The sequence below is a fragment of the Enterobacter cloacae complex sp. P42RS genome, assembly GCF_014930595.1.
Lineage (GTDB): Bacteria > Pseudomonadota > Gammaproteobacteria > Enterobacterales > Enterobacteriaceae > Enterobacter > Enterobacter bugandensis.
In genome coordinates this window covers 60280-74624 of the sequence record NZ_JADBRK010000011.1, presented here as the reverse complement: position 1 = coordinate 74624, position 14345 = coordinate 60280, and the positions used below count along the sequence as shown (strand labels likewise).

Annotated in this window: 14 protein-coding genes and 1 pseudogene; 3 read left to right on the top strand and 12 right to left on the bottom strand. The window is 56.2% G+C overall.

Features of this window, described 5'->3' with window-relative positions; all coding sequences use genetic code 11:
- Nucleotides 1-109: 109 nt before the first annotated feature.
- The gene (locus tag IM314_RS14490) at nucleotides 110-598 is read right to left on the bottom strand and encodes a cupin domain-containing protein (RefSeq protein ID WP_047362624.1); all 489 of its coding nucleotides are present in this window, start codon (nucleotides 596-598) and stop codon (nucleotides 110-112) included.
- A gap of 115 nt (nucleotides 599-713) precedes the next feature.
- Between IM314_RS14490 and zur the strand changes: the two genes are divergently transcribed.
- Nucleotides 714-1226: a zinc uptake transcriptional repressor Zur gene (gene zur / locus IM314_RS14485; protein ID WP_028015164.1), complete on the top strand. Its 513-nt coding sequence runs from the start codon at nucleotides 714-716 to the stop codon at nucleotides 1224-1226.
- A gap of 48 nt (nucleotides 1227-1274) precedes the next feature.
- Here zur and IM314_RS14480 read toward each other — a convergent pair whose 3' ends face one another.
- The 5 genes and pseudogenes from IM314_RS14480 to IM314_RS14465 form a co-directional block, all read right to left on the bottom strand.
- Nucleotides 1275-1484: a CsbD family protein gene (locus tag IM314_RS14480; RefSeq protein WP_014882139.1), complete on the bottom strand. Its 210-nt coding sequence runs from the start codon at nucleotides 1482-1484 to the stop codon at nucleotides 1275-1277.
- Nucleotides 1485-1533: 49 nt separating this feature from the next.
- Nucleotides 1534-1635 (bottom strand): annotated as a pseudogene (locus IM314_RS22135) (hypothetical protein); the annotation flags it as partial.
- Nucleotides 1605-2942: an MATE family efflux transporter DinF gene (dinF, locus tag IM314_RS14475; protein ID WP_193359117.1), complete on the bottom strand. Its 1338-nt coding sequence runs from the start codon at nucleotides 2940-2942 to the stop codon at nucleotides 1605-1607. The gene dinF and the pseudogene IM314_RS22135, both read right to left, overlap by 31 nt.
- A 63-nt stretch (nucleotides 2943-3005) precedes the next feature.
- Complete coding sequence (lexA, locus tag IM314_RS14470; protein ID WP_028015162.1) at nucleotides 3006-3614, bottom strand: transcriptional repressor LexA; 609 nt, start codon at nucleotides 3612-3614, stop codon at nucleotides 3006-3008.
- A 108-nt stretch (nucleotides 3615-3722) separates the two neighbouring features.
- Nucleotides 3723-4091 (bottom strand): diacylglycerol kinase, encoded by a 369-nt coding sequence (locus IM314_RS14465; RefSeq protein ID WP_014830281.1) that lies wholly within the window; start codon nucleotides 4089-4091, stop codon nucleotides 3723-3725.
- A gap of 153 nt (nucleotides 4092-4244) precedes the next feature.
- On the opposite strand from IM314_RS14465, the gene plsB reads away from it, so the two are divergent.
- Entirely contained in the window at nucleotides 4245-6665 is a 2421-nt protein-coding gene (gene plsB / locus IM314_RS14460) for a glycerol-3-phosphate 1-O-acyltransferase PlsB (RefSeq protein ID WP_126327281.1), read from the top strand.
- A 106-nt stretch (nucleotides 6666-6771) separates the two neighbouring features.
- On the opposite strand, the gene gntU is transcribed toward plsB, so the two are convergent.
- The 5 genes from gntU to IM314_RS14435 all read right to left on the bottom strand — a co-directional run bounded on the left by gntU (nucleotide 6772) and on the right by IM314_RS14435 (nucleotide 11713).
- Complete coding sequence (gene gntU, locus IM314_RS14455; RefSeq protein ID WP_014833577.1) at nucleotides 6772-8112, bottom strand: gluconate transporter; 1341 nt, start codon at nucleotides 8110-8112, stop codon at nucleotides 6772-6774.
- A gap of 3 nt (nucleotides 8113-8115) precedes the next feature.
- Nucleotides 8116-8643 (bottom strand): gluconokinase, encoded by a 528-nt coding sequence (gntK, locus tag IM314_RS14450; protein ID WP_028015160.1) that lies wholly within the window; start codon nucleotides 8641-8643, stop codon nucleotides 8116-8118.
- A 126-nt stretch (nucleotides 8644-8769) separates the two neighbouring features.
- The gene (gene gntR / locus IM314_RS14445) at nucleotides 8770-9765 is read right to left on the bottom strand and encodes a gluconate operon transcriptional repressor GntR (protein ID WP_014882133.1); all 996 of its coding nucleotides are present in this window, start codon (nucleotides 9763-9765) and stop codon (nucleotides 8770-8772) included.
- Nucleotides 9766-9856: 91 nt separating this feature from the next.
- Nucleotides 9857-10552, bottom strand: a complete 696-nt coding sequence (locus IM314_RS14440) for a pirin family protein (protein ID WP_003861565.1) — start codon at nucleotides 10550-10552, stop codon at nucleotides 9857-9859.
- 123 nt (nucleotides 10553-10675) lie between these two features.
- Nucleotides 10676-11713: an oxidoreductase gene (locus tag IM314_RS14435; RefSeq protein WP_193359116.1), complete on the bottom strand. Its 1038-nt coding sequence runs from the start codon at nucleotides 11711-11713 to the stop codon at nucleotides 10676-10678.
- Between the two features lie 256 nt (nucleotides 11714-11969).
- On the opposite strand from IM314_RS14435, the gene yhhY reads away from it, so the two are divergent.
- Complete coding sequence (gene yhhY / locus IM314_RS14430; RefSeq protein WP_193359115.1) at nucleotides 11970-12458, top strand: N-acetyltransferase; 489 nt, start codon at nucleotides 11970-11972, stop codon at nucleotides 12456-12458.
- Between the two features lie 86 nt (nucleotides 12459-12544).
- On the opposite strand, the gene ggt is transcribed toward yhhY, so the two are convergent.
- Nucleotides 12545-14290 carry a gamma-glutamyltransferase gene (ggt, locus tag IM314_RS14425; RefSeq protein WP_074171895.1) on the bottom strand — a complete coding sequence of 582 codons (1746 nt, stop codon included), beginning with the start codon at nucleotides 14288-14290 and terminating at the stop codon, nucleotides 12545-12547.
- Nucleotides 14291-14345 lie beyond the last annotated feature (55 nt).

The following is a 14345-nucleotide window of genomic DNA, read 5'->3' as shown; positions in this document are numbered from 1 at the left end:
CTATTGCTGTGAATAAAGATAAAAAGACCCGCTAATTCATTCCCTAAGTAAAACTTCCTTACGGCCTGTTGTAATTTGTGACGGCCCTCAATATTTATAGAAGAGGAAATTATTTTTTCCCAGGTTTTCCATCGTGCGGCCCAAAAAACTGTGGCGGATGGTCTACCCAGCGATCTTCCCGCGTGGCGGCATAAACCGGATTGAGCGGATAGTAGATGCGGTTGTGCTTCTTGTTGGCCTCTCCCACCACCAGCAACCGCACCTCTTCTTCCGTGTTGTTGATAAAGGTGTGGCATATCCCCGTTCCGGCGGGAAAGCCCACGCTGTCTCCGGGTTCGAGTTTCCACAAATAACCATTAATCCAGGCTTCAGGATAGCCCTCAAGCACGTAGATAAACTCTTCTTCGTCACTTTCCGCATGGGGATAGGACGTCCGACGCCCCGGCGGTAAACGTTCATGATGAATGCCTATACGCCTGAGGCCCAGGCTGCGCGCCAGCGGCGATCCGATGGAAAAAAGCTCGTTACTGTCGGGGTAGGTGGCGTCATCTGGCCCTTCTACGTCGCGCCAGTGCTTGATACAGTCTGGTTTTTTCATTGTTACATTCCCGGTTTGCGATGCGTCAGGTATAGCACAGCCTGGCGGATATCGGTGTTTTTGCCAGAACATGATAAAGTGAGGGTTTTATTTCCCAGAACATCCGAGGTGCTAAATGGATAAGTCCACAAAAGAGCTGTTAGCGCAGGCCGAAAAGCTGTGCGCGCAACGCAATGTGCGCCTGACCCCGCAGCGCCTTGAAGTCTTGCGCCTGATGAGCCTGCAACAGGGGGCGATCAGCGCCTACGATCTGCTCGACCTGCTCCGCGAAAGCGAGCCGCAGGCTAAACCGCCCACGGTGTATCGTGCGCTGGATTTCCTGCTGGAACAAGGGTTTGTGCATAAAGTCGAATCCACAAACAGCTATGTCCTGTGCCATCTTTTCGATCAGCCAACGCATACATCGGCCATGTTTATCTGCGATCGTTGCGGCGTAGTGAAAGAAGAGGGAGCGGAAGGCGTAGAGGACATTATGCACACGCTGGCGGCAAAAATGGGTTTTGCCCTGCGTCATAACGTGATTGAAGCGCACGGGCTGTGTTCTGCATGCGTTGAGGTGGAAGCCTGTCGGCATCAGGATGCGTGTCAGCACGACCACTCAATTCTGATAAAGAAAAAGCCGCGTTAGCAGCAAAATAAAGGCGGCTCTTAAGCCGCCTCTGTGGGTTATTCAGCGTTACCAGCGGTAATCGTTACGCGTTTCCCAGTCTTTGACTTCATTTTCCGCCTGGTCTTTCGCGTAGCCGTAACGTTCCTGAATTTTACCGACAAGCTGATCGCGCTTGCCTTCAATGACGGTCATATCGTCATCAGTCAGCTTACCCCACTGTTCTTTCGCTTTACCTTTGAACTGCTTCCAGTTGCCGCCGATTTCGTCTTTATTCATCATCGTGTCCTCTTAGTTAAGCGTCGGGTCGTAACGTCCGTTACGTTCTTTTCTGCTGGACGTGATAATAATTGTAGCTAAGGATTCGGCGGTTGATTTCATATTCGGAATCTTTAACCGTCACGATATATCGTGACGGGAAGGAAGCCATGTATTATTTTGCCAGTGGCGATGCCAGATAAAGGCAAGCGAGAGGCCGCGCAGCGAGAGAAAGACCGCAAGCGCCAGCCACAAACCGTGATTCCCCAGCCACGGAAGCGTCAGCAGCGTCAAACCAAACCCCGCCGCCGCAACCGCCATACTGTTGCGCATTTCCGCTCCGCGCGTCGCACCGATAAACATGCCGTCCAGCAGATAACACCACACTCCCACCACCGGCAAGATCACCTGCCAGACGATGTAGTGGTCCGCCAGTTCGCGTAAAGCCGGGATCGAAGTGAGTAATGCAATAATGTTACGGCCAAAACAGGCATAGATCAGTGCAAACGTCAGCGCGACCAGTCCCGCTTGTCGACAGGCTGCCCGCCAGACATCCCTAAGCTGCCCACTTTCCCGCGCGCCGTACGCCTGCCCGGAGTGCGCCTCAACGGCGTAGGCGAAGCCGTCCAGCGCGTAGGCGGTAAACGTCAGCAATGTCATCAGGACCGCATTCACCGCGACGATCTCAGGCCCAAGACGGGCACCAAAAACCGTCAATGCGCCAAAACAGAGTTGTAGCAGAAGCGAGCGCAGCATGATGTCACGGTTGAGCGCCAGCAGTTTACGGATATTGCCGCGCCATGCGGTTTTCAGCATTACAAGGGATATCCCGCGCAGGGCCAGCACGCGCCAGACCATCCACAGCCCAATGAGTAAGGTTCCGTATTCGGCAATCGCCGTTGCCAGTGCCGCCCCGCGCACGTCCATATGCAGGCCCATCACCAGCCAGAGATCGAGCACAATGTTGAGAAGGTTTCCCACAACCAGCAAAATCACTGGCGCACGGGCGTATTGCACACCCAGTAACCAACCCAGCAGAACCAGGTTTGCCAGCGAAGCGGGCGCGCTGAGCCAGCGGATTTCCAGGAAGCGACGCGCCTGCTCCAGTACCGCCTCGCTGCCGCCAACAACATGGAGCGCAAGGTCTATCAGGGGCGTGCGCAGTAAAACAATGAGCACCCCCGCGCCAAGCGCCAGGATCAGCGGCTGCACCAGCGCACGCGCCAGACGTAACGGATCTTTCGCACCATACGCCTGTGCCGTGAGCCCGGTAGTACTCATACGCAAAAAGAGCAGCAGCATAAACAGGAAGCTGGTTGCCGTCGCGCCAATCGCCACGCCGCCAAGATAAACAGGGGAATCGAGATGACCAATAACGGCCGTATCGACCAGACCCAGCAAGGGCACGGTGATATTGGAGAAAATCATCGGCAGGGCAAGACGCCACAATGCCTTATCAGATGCCGTCAGCAGTGACATGAGAGATACCGGGAAGGGTAAATGAAGCAGGCTACAGCGGAAGCGTAGCCTGTCAGGAAGAGATTACAGCCATTCGCCGTTACGAATCACGCCAACAGCCAGGCCTTCAATAGAGAAGCTCTGCTCGCGGAGGTCGACCACAATCGGGGTGAACTCGTTGTTTTCGGGCAACAGCTGAACGGTGTTACCCTGTTTTTTCAGGCGCTTAACGGTCACTTCGTCATCAATGCGCGCAACCACCACCTGGCCGTTTCGCACATCCTGCGTTTTGTGAACGGCCAGAAGGTCGCCATCAAGAATGCCGATGTCTTTCATCGACATCCCGCTAACGCGCAGCAGAAAATCAGCGCTCGGCTTGAACATACCAGGATCGACCTGGTAGTGACCTTCAATATGCTGTTGTGCCAGCAGCGGTTCACCTGCGGCAACGCGGCCTATCAGCGGAATGCCCGTCTCTTCTTCCACCAGCAGGCGGATACCACGCGACGCGCCTGACACAATCTCAATCACACCCTTACGCGCCAGCGCTTTCAGGTGTTCCTCGGCAGCATTCGGAGAACGGAAACCCAGACGCTGCGCGATTTCCGCACGCGTGGGTGGCATACCCGTCTGGCCGATATGATCCCGAATGAGATCAAACACCTCTTGCTGCCTGGTCGTTAATGCTTTCATTCCGCCCCCTGGGTGTATATACAGTTATGCTGTGAGTATATACAGTCAAAGGCGATTTTGGAACCAAAAACTGCACAAAAAACCAGGGACTTAATTATTCCTCGAGCATCATCGGAAATGTGACCAAAGCAGCGTGACCCAGGTAATGGCTGCGGTGATAATCGCCAGCAGGACAGCGGCGGAGCCCATATCTTTCGCGCGGCCAGAGAGCTCGTGAAAATCAGAGCCGATTCGATCGACCACGGCCTCAATAGCGCTATTGAGAATTTCCACTATCATCACCAGAAGTACGGAACCGATGAGAAGCACGCGGGTAATGGCATCTACATCAAGGAAACAGGCGATGATAACCGCGACGATAGCGGCGACACCTTCCTGGCGAAAAGCAGCTTCATTGACCCACGCGGCACGGAAACCTTTCCATGAATAGCCGGCGGCTTTGATGATACGCGTCAACCCAGTGGTATTATTGGCCATTAAAAGAACCTTTTTAAAAAAGAGCGTCAGTAACAGGAGCTGCAGCGCGTTTCGCTGCCGCCTGAAGTATGACGGGTAACAACAGAAATTTTGCGCGCTTTCTGTTATCCTTGCGCCGCAATTGCATTATTAACCAGAGGCTTTACATCGTTTATGTCCGGCTGGCCACGAATTTACTACAAATTACTTAATTTACCATTAAGCATACTGGTAAAAAGCAAGTCTATCCCAGCAGAACCCGCGCTGGAACTGGGGCTCGATACGTCGCGCCCTATTATGTACGTTTTGCCTTATAACTCTAAGGCAGACCTGCTAACGCTCCGTGCCCAGTGTCTGGCGCATGATTTACCCGATCCGCTTGAACCACTGGAAGTTGACGGCACTTTGCTGCCGCGCTACGTGTTCATTCACGGCGGGCCGCGCGTGTTTACCTATTACACACCGAAAGAAGAGTCCATCAAGCTGTTCCACGACTATCTCGACCTGCACCGCAGCAATCCTGACCTGGATGTGCAGATGGTGCCGGTATCGGTGATGTTTGGTCGCCGTCCGGGCCGCGAAAAAGGCGAAGAGAACCCGCCGCTGCGCATGCTTAACGGCATCCAGAAGTTCTTCGCGGTCTCCTGGCTGGGACGCGACAGCTTTGTGCGCTTCTCACCTTCCGTCTCCCTTCGCCGAATGGCGGACGAGCACGGCACTGACAAGATCATCGCGCAAAAACTGGCGCGCGTGGCGCGTATGCACTTCGCCCGTCAGCGCCTGGCGGCCGTAGGGCCACGTCTTCCGGCGCGTCAGGACCTGTTCAACAAGCTGCTGGCCTCGAAAGCGATCGCCCGCGCCGTTGAAGACGAAGCGCGCAGCAAGAAAATTTCCCATGAGAAAGCCCAGCAGAACGCCATTGCGCTGATGGAAGAGATTGCCGCGAACTTCTCCTACGAGATGATTCGCCTGTCCGATCGTATTCTCGGCTTTACCTGGAACCGCCTGTATCAGGGCATCAACGTGCATAACGCTGAGCGTGTACGTCAGCTGGCGCACGATGGTCATGAGATTGTCTATGTCCCCTGCCACCGCAGCCACATGGACTACCTGCTTCTCTCCTACGTGCTCTATCACCAGGGACTGGTACCGCCGCACATTGCCGCCGGTATTAACCTGAACTTCTGGCCAGCAGGCCCGATTTTCCGCCGCCTGGGTGCGTTCTTTATTCGTCGTACCTTCAAGGGCAACAAGCTCTACTCCACCGTGTTCCGCGAGTATCTCGGCGAGCTGTTCAGCCGCGGCTACTCCGTAGAGTACTTCGTGGAGGGCGGGCGCTCCCGTACCGGTCGTCTGCTCGATCCGAAGACCGGCACGCTGTCGATGACCATTCAGGCGATGCTGCGCGGCGGTACGCGTCCAATCACGCTCGTGCCAATTTACATTGGCTATGAGCACGTAATGGAAGTGGGCACGTACGCCAAAGAACTGCGCGGTGCGACCAAAGAGAAAGAGAGCCTGCCGCAGATGCTGCGTGGCCTGAGCAAGTTACGCAACCTGGGTCAGGGCTACGTAAACTTTGGCGAGCCGATGCCGCTGATGACGTATCTGAACCATCATGTTCCGGATTGGCGCGAGTCTATTGATCCTATCGAAGCGGTGCGTCCGGCCTGGCTGACGCCAACGGTGAACGGTATCGCGTCCGAGCTGATGGTGCGCATTAACAACGCCGGTGCGGCCAATGCGATGAACCTGTGCTGTACGGCGCTGCTGGCTTCACGTCAGCGTTCCCTGACCCGTGAACAGCTCACGGAGCAGCTGGACTGCTATCTGGACATGATGCGCAACGTGCCGTACTCGGTTGATTCGACAGCTCCTTCTGCTACCGCCAGCGAGCTTATCGATCACGCGCTGCAGATGAATAAGTTCGAAGTCGAGAAAGATACGATCGGCGATATCATCATTCTGCCGCGCGAGCAGGCCGTACTGATGACGTACTACCGCAACAACATCGCTCATATGCTGATGCTGCCGTCGCTCATGGCGGCCATTATCACCCAGCATCGCCGTATTACACGTCAGGAGCTGTTGCGCCACGTTGAGACGCTCTACCCGATGCTTAAAGCGGAGCTATTCCTGCGCTGGAGCAAGGAAGAGCTGGCCGTTGAGCTGGATAAACTGACGGAAGAGCTGCGCCGTCAGGGGCTGATCACCGTTGCGAACGACGAGCTGCACATCAATCCGTCACGCTCCCGTACCCTGCAACTGCTGGCGGCCGGTGCGCGCGAAACGCTGCAGCGCTACGCCATTACGTTCTGGCTGCTGAGCGCGAACCCGTCGATCAACCGCGGCACGCTGGAGAAAGAGAGCCGGACGCTGGCGCAGCGCCTGTCCGTTCTGCACGGCATTAACGCCCCGGAATTCTTCGACAAGGCGGTCTTCAGCTCGCTGGTGCTGACGCTGCGTGACGAAGGCTTCATCAGCGATACGGGCGATGCCGAGCCGGAAGAGACGCTGAAGGTTTACCAGATGCTGGCTGAACTGATTACGTCAGATGTGCGCTTGACGATTGAGAGCGCGACGCAGGGCGAGTAACACAATGCCGGGTTATGACCCGGCCTGACGCCCTGGATAATAAAAAAGGCCCGGTAAGCGCTAACGCTACCGGGCCTTAGTTTTGAGCCTTGTTAAATCACCGCATTCAGCTCAGCAGCGTAAAGGCAATCATCCCGACAATGGCCCCGGTGGTGCCGAGGATGGTTTCCATCAGCGTCCAGGTTTTCAGCGTTTGCGCTTCGGTGGCGCCAGTAAACTTGCCGAACAGCCAGAAGCCAGCGTCGTTAACGTGCGAGACCACAATTGACCCGCCCGCGATGCAGATAGACAGCGCGGCCATCTGCGCACCGGAGTAGTTCAGCTGTTCAATCACCGGCATCACCAGACCCACGGCGGTTAAACACGCCACGGTAGCGGAACCCTGGATGATACGTACCGCCGCAGCCAGCACAAAGCAGGTGACCGCAATCGGCAGACCCATCCCGGTCAGGGCTTCACCCAGAGCCGGGCCCACGCCGGAATCCACCAGCACCTGCTTGAACACGCCGCCTGCACCGATAACCAGCAGGATAATCCCCGCAGGCTGCAGCGCCGCACCGCAGATCTCCATCACCCGGTCTTTTGGCATCCCTTGACGCATCGCCAGGCCGTAAATCGCCACCAGGCACGCCACCAGGATCGCCGTGAACGGATGACCAATGAACTCAAACCATTCGTAGGCGGTAGAACCGACCGGCACAAAGCGCGCGGCGATGGTTTTCAGGCCCACCAGCACCAGCGGGAGCAGGATCAAAGAAAGGCTAAAGCCGAATGACGGCATTTTGCCTTCGCCCAGGTGTGGCTCGGTGATGTCGTCCGGAATGTGCAGTTCAACGTAACGGCTGATGAAGTTGCCCCACAGCGGACCGGCGATAATCATCCCCGGGATGGCCGCGCACAGGCCAATCAGGATCATCCAGCCAAAATCGGCGTGCATCTGGGAGGCCAGCAGCATCGGCGCCGGCCCTGGCAGCAGAAACGCCGCAGCCGCCGCCACGCCCGCAAACAGCGGAATGACCAGCTTCACGAGGTTAGTACCGGTATGGCGCGCCATGGAGAAGGCGACGCTGATGAGCAGCACCACCGCCACTTCGAAGAACAGCGGCAGTGCGCAAATCAGACCGGCCAGGCCAATCGCGTAGTGCGCGCGGCTGTGCCCGAAGGATTTGAGCATTTTGACGGCAATCTGGTCGACCGCGCCCGTCTCATGCAGAATCTTGCCAAACATCGCGCCCAGCGCGACCACAATCGCCAGGAAGCCCAGCGTGCCTCCCATCCCTTTTTCCATCGTCGCGGCGATCTTGTCGAGCGGCATACCGGAAAAGAGACCTGCACCAATAGAAACCACCATCAAAGCAACGAAGGCGTGCATACGCGCCTTCATCACTAAAAACAGCAGCAGCAATACCGAACCCACTGCTGTCAAAACTAGCGTTAATGTACTCAAAACTTACTGCCTTTTGTTAATGACCTCGATGGTGCTGGCTACAACACCTTCCAGCGGCTGATCGATATCAACCACTAAGACGTCTTTTTCATCTTCACCCGGCTCCTGAAGCGCTTCGAACTGCGTCACCAGCATCTGGGTTTTAAAGAAGTGGCCTTTACGCGCTTTCAGACGGCTTTCAATCACCCCGAAATCGCCTTTCAGGTAGATGAACGAGAGGTTCGGATTGCCGTCGCGCAGCAGGTCGCGGTAGTTTTTTTTCAGCGCGGAGCAGACGATCAGGGAAACTTTGTTGGTGCGCTGCATCGCGAACGCGGCGTCATTCAGCGCCTGCAACCACGGTTTGCGGTCGTCATCGTTCAGCGGTTCGCCGGAGGCCATTTTCATGATGTTGCTGCGCGGATGGAGGAAGTCACCATCAAGAAACGCAGCCTGAAGTTGATGCGCCACTTCGCTCGCCACGGCAGATTTACCGCTACCGGACACGCCCATCAGGACGTAAACGTGGTGATCGTGATTAGTCGTGCTCAAAGGGTGTCCCTCAGTCAATTGTTACGGGTAACAGTTATCGGTAACATTGTCCTGCTGGGGCAAAAGAGAAGCAATATCCAAACGTGCGCGAAGTGAATAAGTGTGAGCTACTTCAAATTTGTCAGTTCAAATAGATCCACCCGGTGACAAGGTGAAACCTAAATCTAACATTTTAGGGGTAACCGTCTCTCCACGAATGCGCGCCAGCAGGCGTTCTGCGCCAATGCGGCCCATGCGTTCACGCGGTGTCAGAACGCTCGCCAGACGCGGCTCCATCACCTGACCAATATCGTGGCCGTGGAAGCCGGCAATCGCCATATCCTCAGGGATCTTCAACCCCAGACGCTGGCATTCGAACGCTGCACCGACCGCAAGGTCATCGTTGGTACAGAAAATACCGTCCAGTTGCGGATACTCGCGTCGTGCCTGACGCATCAGCTCAATACCCGAGGTGTAAGATGAGGACTGCTCCACCATCACGCTGTACGGGGTTAAATTTGCGTCGAGCATCGCCTGCTCGTATCCCTTCTGTTTGATGATAGTACGTTCATCAAGACGCGCACCCAGATAGGCAATATGACGATGACCGCGGGCGATGATCGCCGCTGTCATCTGACGAGCCGCTTCAAAGTTATCGAACCCAACGGCGATGTCGAGGCATGGCGACTGGCTGTCCATGAGTTCCACCACCGGAATACCGGCGACTTCAATCATTTTGAGCGTGCGGGCAGTGTGGGTACGTTCGGTTAAAATCAGGCCGTCAATGTTCCAGGAAAGCATTGATTCAAGACGTTCCTCTTCCAGTTCCGGCTTGTACCCGTAGTGGGCGAGCATGGTCTGATAGCCAAACGCATCGGTAACGCTTTCAATGCCGCGCAGAACTTCAGCAAAAACCTGGTTGGTCAGGGAAGGAAGCAGAACGCCCACCGCACGGCTGGTCGCATTGGAGAGAATATCGGGTGCGCGGTTGGGAATATAACCCAGTTCATCAAGGGCGGCGGCAATCTTGCCACGCAACGCCACGGAAACCTGTTCCGGGTTACGTAAAAAACGGCTGACCGTCATTTTGGTCACACCGACGCGATCGGCGACATCCTGAAGTACGGGGCGTTTCTTTTTCATCGTCCTGAGAAATCTTGAAGTGAGAGATTTGCTCAGTTTATCACGGACAAAGCTCAACCTTCCCCGTTTAAAGGGAAGGTTGAGAAATTATTTAGACCGGAGGCAGGTCAAACAGCAGGATTTCGCTTTCGCTGTCGGCGTGCACGGAGAGCGCCTGCTCATCCCAGACGGCCAGACCATCGGCGGTGGTGGCTTTGGTGCCGTTGATAGACACTTCCCCTTTCACCACCTGGATCCACACGCGGCGGTTGGCGGCAATCTGGTGCACGGACTGTTCGTCTTTCGCCAACGCCCAGCGGTACAGCTCCATATCCTGATGCACTTTCAGGGAACCTTCACGCGCGTCCGGGGACAGCACCAGCTGTTTGCCCTGTTTCGCGTCGAAGCGGCGCTGCTCGTAGCGTGGCGTGATGCCGGTCTCTTCTGGAATGATCCAGATTTGATACAGGTGCAGTTTTTCCGTTTTGCTCGGGTTGTACTCAGAGTGACGCACCCCGGTACCCGCGCTCATAATCTGGAACTCGCCCGCCGGCACCTGCTCTTTGTTGCCCATGCTGTCCTGGTGCTCAACCGCCCCTTCCAGCACGTAGGTCAGGATTTCCATGTCTTTGTGCGGGTGGGTACCGAAGCCCTGGCCTGCATCAATCACGTCGTCGTTAATCACGCGCAGCGCGGAGAAGCCCATGAAGTTCGGGTCGTAGTAGTCGGCAAACGAGAATGAATGCCATGAGTCCAGCCAGCCATGATTTGCGTGACCGCGTTCGTTTGCTTTGCGTAAGTAGATCATTGTTTTCACCCTCAGTTCGTTTCGATGGAGTAAGTGTGGACTCAAACGGTCGGGGATCATAGAGGGTGAAAATTGACTCCTCTGTTCAAAAATTATGAACAAGCCCAGAGGAGCCGTTTTTGCTTATTTCGCGAGGGTTACCGTGGCAGGAGAAGCCTGCTCGAAGGCCCGTTCAAGGATTTCAAGGTTGGTCAGAACGTCAGATTCCTTGACGTAATTCGGCGCGCCGCTGGTGAGGGTTTCATACAGTGCATCGTAGACGCGGCCATAGTCGCCGGTTCCCGGTTTCAGCTCTTCTTTGACCGTTACGCCCTCATCGTTCACATACTCCAGCACGCCCACGGAATCGTCCGCCGCAAAGCCCGGTTCGCCTGGCATGATGTTGGCCTTCAGGCTGGTCTCCTGCTGGTCAATGCCGTACTTAATGAACGAACCTTTGGTACCGTGAACGATAAATTTCGGGTAGTCGATTTTCACCAGGTGACTGGTTTTAACGATAGCCTTAAGGTCGCCGTAGAACAGCTGCGCCTCGAAGGTATCGTCCGGGTTGGCTTTATTGCGCAGGCTGCGGATGTCGTAAGCCACGTGGTCCGGGCGGCCAAACAGGGAGATGATCTGGTCCATGGTGTGTACGCCCAGACCATAGAACGAGCCGTCCTGCGGCAGGCCGGGCTGGGTTTCCGCCACCGGGCGGTAGTAATCGAAGTGGCTTTCGATTTCCACAATGTCGCCAAGATTGCCGCTCTCAATCGCCTTTTTCGCCGTCAGAAAACAGCTGTCAAAGCGACGGTTCTGATACGGTGTGACGGTCAGCCCTTTGCTCTTCGCCAGCGTAAACAGCGCTTTTGCTTCGGCAATGGTCGGGGTGAACGGCTTTTCCACCAGCACGTTCTTGCCCGCTTCGAGCGCGCGTTTCGCATAGTCAAAATGGCTGTCGGCATGGGTGCAGACAACCACCAGCTTTACCTGCGGGTCATTCAATACTTCATCGAGATCGCTGGTGAAGTGAATGTGGGAGTACTGCGGGGATTGCTCTTCCGGCTTCGCGCGGCGGCGGTAGATATGGGCCACATGCCAGGTGTCTTTACGGTGGAGGACATACGGAAGGTGGTAACGCGTGGTGCTTTTGCCAAATCCAATAAATGCGCAATGTAGTGTCATGGCTCAGTCCTTTTGGAAGGTTACTGAATCTAACCATAACAAAAAAAAAGCCAGCGAGAAGCTGGCTAAAGTAATACTGGAAGCAATGTGAGCAATGTCGTGCTTTCAGGTTCCCGTAGGGGTCCTCCTGAATGCAAAGCAATAATAATCATTCTCATTCGCACTTGTCCAATACTTTTTGCAAAAAATAGCGGTTGACTCAAATTTTAAAGTCATTGATGTTGGAGGGGTCTTTTAACCGACTGAGGAACAAGGAATGAGTGAGATAGTGATACGCCACGCGGAACCGAGAGATTACGATGCCATTCGTCAGATCCACGCCCAGCCGGAGGTGTACCACAACACGCTACAGGTTCCTCATCCCTCAGAGCAGATGTGGCATGACCGTCTAACCGATCAGCCCGGCATTAAACAGCTGGTGGCTTGTATCGACGGGACCGTCGCCGGGCACCTGTGCATTGCCGTCGCACAACGCCCGCGTCGCAGCCACGTTGCCGATTTCGGTATTTGTGTGGGTGCGCAATGGCAAAATCGGGGCGTTGCCAGCGCGCTGATGCGAACCATGATTGATATGTGCGACAACTGGCTGCGTGTCGATCGCATTGAGTTAACGGTATTTGTTGATAACGAACCGGCAATCGCGGTGTACAAAAAGCACGGGTTCGTAATTGAAGGCACCGGCAGGCGCTACGCCCTGCGCAACGGCGAGTATGTGGATGCGTATTATATGGCGAGAATGAAGTAGTTTGTTGCCGGGTGGCGGCTTCGCCTTACCCGGCCTACGTTCGTGCAGTTGTAGGCCCGGTAAGCGCAGCGCCACCGGGCAACACATCAATACCCCGCCGTCAAATCATCCACCGAACGCGGATCCGACGCGCCAAACAGCGCGCCGTCTGGCCCCACCATAATGCTCTGGGTGCTGCCCATCGCCTCTTTCACAGCAACCTTCTGTCCGCGCTGCTCCAGCAGCTTGATGGTGTCCGGGCTAAAGCCCTTCTCCACGCGCAGCTCGTCCGGCAGCCACTGGTGGTGGAAACGCGGCGCATTGGTCGCCTCGGCGACGTTCATGCCAAAGTCGATGCTGTTCACCACCATCTGTAGCACGGTAGTTATGATGCGGCTCCCGCCAGGGCTGCCGGTCACCAGCCAGGTTTTCCCGTCTTTCACCACGATGGTTGGCGACATGGACGACAGCGGACGCTTCTTCGGCCCCACCGCATTCGCATCGCCGCCGACCAGCCCGTAGACGTTCGGCACGCCCGGCTTGGCGGAGAAGTCATCCATCTCATTGTTCAGCAGAATGCCGCTGTTGCCCGCTACGATCCCGGTACCAAAGGTAGTGTTGAGCGTGTAGGTCACCGCCACCGCATTGCCGTCTTTATCCACCACCGAGAAGTGCGTCGTCTGGTTGCTTTCATACGGCGCCAGCTTGCCGGGGCGGATCTCGCTCGACGGCTTAGCCTTGTTGATGTCGATCTGATCGGCAATGGATTTTGCATACGCCTTGTTGGTCAGCGCCTGCCACGGCACCTTCACGAAGTCCGGATCACCGAGGTATTCCGAGCGGTCGGCATAGGCGCGTTTTTCCGCCTCCGCCATCACCTGCATGGCATCCGCGCTGCCGAAGCCGAACTTGTGCATATCAAAGTTTTCAAGAATATTGAGGATCTGCACGATGTGAATGCCCCCGGAAGACGGCGGCGGCATGGAGAAGACCTCGTAGCCGCGGTAGGTGCCGCTAATCGGCTCGCGCTCGACCGCCCTGTATTCCGCCAGGTCAGCTTTGGTGATAAGCCCGCCGTTCTTCTGCATCTCTTCCGCAATCTGGTCGGCAATCGCCCCTTTGTAGAACGCGTCCGGGCCGTGCTCCGCAATCAGCTCCAGGCTTTTGGCGAGGTTCTTCTGCACCAGCTTATCGCCCTTCTTCAGCGGCTCGCCGTCCTTCCAGAAGATCGCCTTGCTGTTTTCGTGATTGGGAATGACTTCACTGCCGTAGGTCTTGAGGTCGTCCGCCAGGGCGTCATTGACCACAAATCCCTCCCGCGCCAGCCTGATGGCAGGCTGCACCACCTTGTTCAGCGGCATCGTGCCGTATTTTTCCAGCGCCAGCGAGAAGCCCGCAACGGTGCCCGGCGTGCCGGAGGCGAGGTGCGAGGTCAGGGATTTTTTGCTGTCCGGGTTCCCCTGGTCGTCGAGGAACATATCGCGGGACGCCTGAGAAGGCGCCATTTCGCGGAAGTCGATGGCCGTGGTTTTGCCGTCTTTGGTGCGCAGCATCATAAAGCCGCCGCCGCCCAGATTCCCCGCCTGCGGATGCGTTACCGCCAGCGCGTACCCGACCGCGACCGCCGCATCCACCGCGTTACCGCCCTGCTTAAGAATATCGACGCCCACTTGGGTCGCCAGCGCGTCAACCGAGGCCACCATGCCGTGCGTGGCCCGCACGGGGTGAAAAACATCCTCCTCCACGCCATAAGAGACGGGAGGAGCGGCGGGCGGGTTGGCCGCCACGGTAAATGTGCCGCCTGCCATCAGCGCGGCGATGGCGACCCAGCGCAAGAAGGTTGGTTTCATCATTATTGTTCTCCAGGTGAAGGGATCCATATTCCCCGCTTAAGCCTGGTTCACAACT